The organism is Acinetobacter sp. YH16031, assembly GCF_013417335.1.
In the GTDB taxonomy this organism is placed as follows: Bacteria; Pseudomonadota; Gammaproteobacteria; order Pseudomonadales; family Moraxellaceae; genus Acinetobacter.
Genome location: NZ_VPED01000070.1, coordinates 1 through 4,612 on the forward strand (window position 1 = coordinate 1; position 4,612 = coordinate 4,612).

The 4,612-nt window shown below is 38.7% G+C and carries 5 protein-coding genes; all 5 read right to left on the bottom strand.

Going from position 1 to position 4,612, the window contains the following annotated elements:
- Nucleotides 1-143: 143 nt before the first annotated feature.
- Nucleotides 144-437: a type II toxin-antitoxin system RelE/ParE family toxin gene (locus FTV31_RS15525; protein WP_180004262.1), complete on the bottom strand. Its 294-nt coding sequence runs from the start codon at nt 435-437 to the stop codon at nt 144-146.
- Nucleotides 427-672 carry a type II toxin-antitoxin system RelB/DinJ family antitoxin gene (locus tag FTV31_RS15530; RefSeq protein WP_000246755.1) on the bottom strand — a complete coding sequence of 82 codons (246 nt, stop codon included), beginning with the start codon at nt 670-672 and terminating at the stop codon, nt 427-429. The genes FTV31_RS15525 and FTV31_RS15530 overlap by 11 nt, the downstream gene beginning before the upstream one ends.
- A 179-nt stretch (nt 673-851) precedes the next feature.
- Entirely contained in the window at nt 852-1,796 is a 945-nt protein-coding gene (locus FTV31_RS15535) for a copper resistance protein B (protein WP_096902779.1), read from the bottom strand.
- Nucleotides 1,783-2,121 carry a hypothetical protein gene (locus FTV31_RS15540; protein WP_004897649.1) on the bottom strand — a complete coding sequence of 113 codons (339 nt, stop codon included), beginning with the start codon at nt 2,119-2,121 and terminating at the stop codon, nt 1,783-1,785. The genes FTV31_RS15535 and FTV31_RS15540 overlap by 14 nt, the downstream gene beginning before the upstream one ends.
- Nucleotides 2,108-3,919 carry a copper resistance system multicopper oxidase gene (locus FTV31_RS15545; protein WP_180015622.1) on the bottom strand — a complete coding sequence of 604 codons (1,812 nt, stop codon included), beginning with the start codon at nt 3,917-3,919 and terminating at the stop codon, nt 2,108-2,110. The genes FTV31_RS15540 and FTV31_RS15545 overlap by 14 nt, the downstream gene beginning before the upstream one ends.
- Nucleotides 3,920-4,612: the final 693 nt, after the last annotated feature.

Sequence of the window (4,612 nt, forward strand, 5' to 3'; positions counted from 1 at the left end):
CCAGATTCTGCCTGTTTCAAGATGGACATGATCTGACTGTCAGTAAATTTAGATGTTTTCATGCAGAATCTCCTGCTCGTATCTTAAGAGAAAATTCTACTTTTAGATCCTATTATTTTTAGGGGGGGATTACCCTCCCATTTTTAGTCTTTTATCCGCTTTTTTGCTTCATCATACACAATGCTATCAGCTCGTTTTCCAACGGTAATTAGCAAAATAACTACCTGATCATCTTTGACCTGGTAAACAAGTCGGACATCAGCTTTTAATAATTTGATTTTATAGCAACCTGCAAGATCGCCTCTAAGCATATTCTTTGGAATATGTGGCTGCTCTATGACTTTGGCTAGTTTCTTTTTAAATTGATCTCGTATAGCAACAGGGAGTTTTTCCCATTCTGCTGTAAAGTCCTTGTGACGTAAAAGCTTATAAGTCATCTAATGTGACTTCCTCAAACATCTCTTTAGGATCATTAATGCGCTTACGGACAAGAGCTAATAATTCTTCATCTTCTTCCGAAAGCAAAGCTTTTTTAACAGGCAGTTTCCCAGTCGTAGCAACATACTCAAGAATACTAGTGAAGAAATCCGTAGGTGCAATACCTTGCTCTTTAAGGATTGAATAAGATTTTTCTTTAAGGGCTTCATCGATCCTGAAGTTAACAGTAGCCATCATATTTCCCAAGTATTTAATGTACTAGGAATAGTGTAATGCAAATTGCATTACAAGTCGACTTCGCATAACAGCCATTATGTTAAATGGAAGGAAGCAAAATAAGTTAACATTTTGCTTCCGGCCACACTAAGCTAGAGTTTTATTTAAATAAAGCTATTTAGTAATCATTAAATTAATTAAAATCTAAATCTAACACCAGCTCCATATAACCAACCTTTCTCAGAGTTTGATTCTATTTGCCACGACGTTTCATCATTACCTTTTGAATACTCATAGGCAATGTCGATATACGGCATGATCTTTTTACTGATTTCATAGCGAGTTTCAAACCCTGCGGTTGCACTGCTTAAACCAGTTCTTTTCGCATATTTAGAGTCATCACTAAAGATAGCATCCAACTCTAAATAAGGTTGAATAATCAACTTTTGCGTAATCAGAAAATCACGTTCCGTTTCTAGGCTAAAGCCCGCATAATTGTCTTCTCCCGCATAGAGATAAGCATCAGTTTCAAAGAAATATGGCGCCATACCATGTAAGCCAATCACCGCATCAACATTTTCTTCGGTGTCTTTGCGATGATCATTGAGTTCAACTTTTTCACTACGATAACGTGCACCAATCTGTGCATCCCAAAAGTCTGAAATCATACGGCTATATAAAAGTTTGGCATCATAATGTGCATCATGCGATTCTTCTTTATCGGCATGAATTTTAATAAAAACCTTATTTTCATCTGTGCCAATACGGGTTTCAAACTCTGACTTTAAATCACCTGTGCCATCTTCATTGACAAGCCACTTATTGTCCACTGTCGTAATCGCATAAATTTGCGCACCGTGTTCTGAGCGATGATCATAATGCGAACTCTGCTGAGCATTCGCATCTGGTACATGATGTAAATGATTAACCGTAGATGTTGCCTGATGTTGTGCCTGATTCATTTGGCTATGGTTCATTTGAGAGCGATCCATTTGCATCGGCTGATTTTGACTAGAAGATGTAGCAACTGTCATTTTTTCAGGCGCACTATGATCTTCACCATTATGTGCCAAACTCACTGCACTGACCATCAACAAAGAGCTTGCTAAAACAGTTTTAGAAAAAAGATTAATGGTGCGCATGTTGATCTCCTTTCTGTACTTTTTGATCTTGCTGTTTCTCTGTTGATTTGTGATGCATTGGCTGATGACCTGCATGTTGATGGTTCATCGGTGCTGAATGTGCAGCATGATTCATTTTCCCCATCATCTGCATGTGTTGTGCATGCTCTTGTGGAGAATGCTGTGAATGATCCATCTCAGACATCGCTTGATGATTCATTGATGGTACATTTTTTCCATCAGTCTGAGCAGTTGAATGATGCCCTTCGTGCGCCAAACTTAAGCTTGTTAAACTCAATACCGCAACAGAAAAAAACGCTTTAAATACAAAATTAGTGATGTGCATGTCCAGCTCCTTTTCGCTCAGTTTCTTGGTGAGTTTGAGTCGAATTTGTACCTTGAATTGGCGTTGTAGACACTTGTTCATCGCTAACATTTGCCACGATCAACTTGTTCATCATTCCTGCACTCATGTGATACAACAAATGACAATGGATTGCCCATTCGCCCAACTCATCCGCAGTTAATAAAGCAGTCACTGTTTTACCCGGTGGTACAATCAATGTGTGTTTATTCGGCATATCTACCGACTCTTGACCATTCTCTAACTGCATAAACATGCCATGTAAATGCATGGGGTGCGCCATCATACTGTCATTAATAAATTTGATACGGATACGCTCGCCATACTTCACTTTTAATGGCTCAGCATCGCTGAATTTTTTACCGTTAATCGTCCAAATATAACGCTCCATAGTACCGCCCAAACGCACTACTAATTCACTGCTAGCTTCACGAGTATCTTTTTGCGGTTCTAAAGATTTTAAATCACTATATTGCAAGGCTTTATTGCCCGCAGGTGTAGATGCATTTGCCCAACCATAAACCACTTGATCATTTTCTTGTGGTTTTGCTGTGCCATGCTGTGAATGATCCATTTTCGAGTGATCCATGCCTTGCATATCGCCATGGTTCATTTTTGAATGATCCATTTTCGAGTGATCCATACCATGCATATTGCCGTGGTTCATTTTCGAATGATCCATTCCTGCATGATCACCGCCACCATGTCCCATATCTTCCATGGTCAAAAGTGAGCGTGGACGTGGTGCAGGCATATGAATGCCATGTGTCATAGGATTTAATTCATTGTGCAGTGTACCAATCGCATAGCCTGCACGGTCAATTGACTCAGCTTCAATTTGATAATGTCCGCCTTTTGGCTCCACAATCACATCATAAGTTTCAGCTGTGCCAATACGAAACTCATCCACAGCAACAGGTTTTACAGGCTGACCATCAGCACTGACCACAGTCATTTTCAAGTTAGGAATACGGACATCGTAGAAAGACATCGCAGATGCATTCACAAAACGTAGGCGAATTTTTTCATTCGGTTTAAACATTCCTGTCCAATTTTGTTCAGGTGTTTTGCCATTAATGAGGAAGGTATAACCTGTAACATCCGACATGTCGGTTTTTAGCATACGCATCTGATTCCACATTTTGCGGTCAGACCATGTCGCTTTTATGCCATCACGTTTAACCTGCTTCCAAACATCACCCAAGGTTTCACGCTGATCTTGATAATATTCAGCTGAAATTTTAAGATCTTTCTGAATTTGATCACTGGTTTTTTCATGAAAATCTGACAACATCACCACATAGTCACGTTCAGCTTTTTCATGTGCTGCCAATGGTGTTTTACCTTTTGGATAAATCACAAAAGAACCATATAAGCCGTCCTGTTCCTGTCCTTTAGAATGAGCGTGATACCAATAAGTCCCGCTTTGGCGAATCTTGAATTTATAAACATACTCGCTTTGAGGCTTAATACCGTTAAAACCATTAAATCCCGGTACACCATCCATAATGCCCGGCAACAACAGTCCGTGCCAATGAATAGAAGAATCTTGGTTTTTTAAATTATTTTTCACGCGAATGATGGCTTCATCACCCTCTTCAAACTCAAGCAAAGGCGCAGGAAATTGACCATTTACGGTAATGCGCTTTACAGGCTTTCCAGTTGGGCTGACCACTGCTTCATCAATAACAAGCTGATATTCACGCACTTCGGCAAAAACCAAAGGCGACGATGCAAAACAAATACCTGCTAATAGGTACGAACTAATTTTATGAGACATAACTTAACCTTAATTTTTGAAAAATAAATAAATTTTAAAAAAATTGGTTAAGTTTTAGGAGGACGTGAAATTTCTTGCCAATACCCATTTAGATATTGGTTGGGGTAATAAAAATTAGGCTGATCTATAGAATAGAAGGTATCTAGGGGATCTAGCGAGCTTTGCAAAGAATGAAGACATGAGATCTGTGTCTGGCAGGATAAGCTAGAACATTCCTGACACTTTTTGTGATCTATATTCTGATTAAGAGCTAAATGATTATGGCAATCGGTATTCGTCTGTACTTCGTGATTAATACCATGTTGAGTGACTTGCTGTGCTTGATCTAAACAATGATCTTGGCTCATTTCAGTTTGCATATTGATATGCATTATCTTTACTGATGCAACAGACACACTACTCCATCCTATGGCAAAAACCATAAGAAAACAAAACCAAAGTTTTTTGGAGAGATGAGTCAACACGAATGCTATCTAGGAATAGAATTTAATCCAAAATATCTTAACGGAATTTTCAAATATTTACAACTCAATATAATTTAGTAGTTTCTCTAAAATTAACATAATAGGCACTGTTGCAAATAGAGATTTGAGTCGATGAAGTTCCTTTTTAAAAGTGCTTAGAGACCGAAAACCCTGTTGATTAGACACACTTCACCTTGAGGCTGACCATAATAAAATGACGATGCTTGTC

Coding starts and splice junctions, on each gene's coding strand:
- FTV31_RS15530 (WP_000246755.1), bottom strand. CDS start 672: ATGGCTACTGTTAACTTCAGGATCGATGAAGCCCTTAAAGAAAAATCT.
- FTV31_RS15525 (WP_180004262.1), bottom strand. CDS start 437: ATGACTTATAAGCTTTTACGTCACAAGGACTTTACAGCAGAATGGGAA.
- FTV31_RS15540 (WP_004897649.1), bottom strand. CDS start 2,121: ATGCACATCACTAATTTTGTATTTAAAGCGTTTTTTTCTGTTGCGGTA.
- FTV31_RS15535 (WP_096902779.1), bottom strand. CDS start 1,796: ATGCGCACCATTAATCTTTTTTCTAAAACTGTTTTAGCAAGCTCTTTG.
- FTV31_RS15545 (WP_180015622.1), bottom strand. CDS start 3,919: ATGTCTCATAAAATTAGTTCGTACCTATTAGCAGGTATTTGTTTTGCA.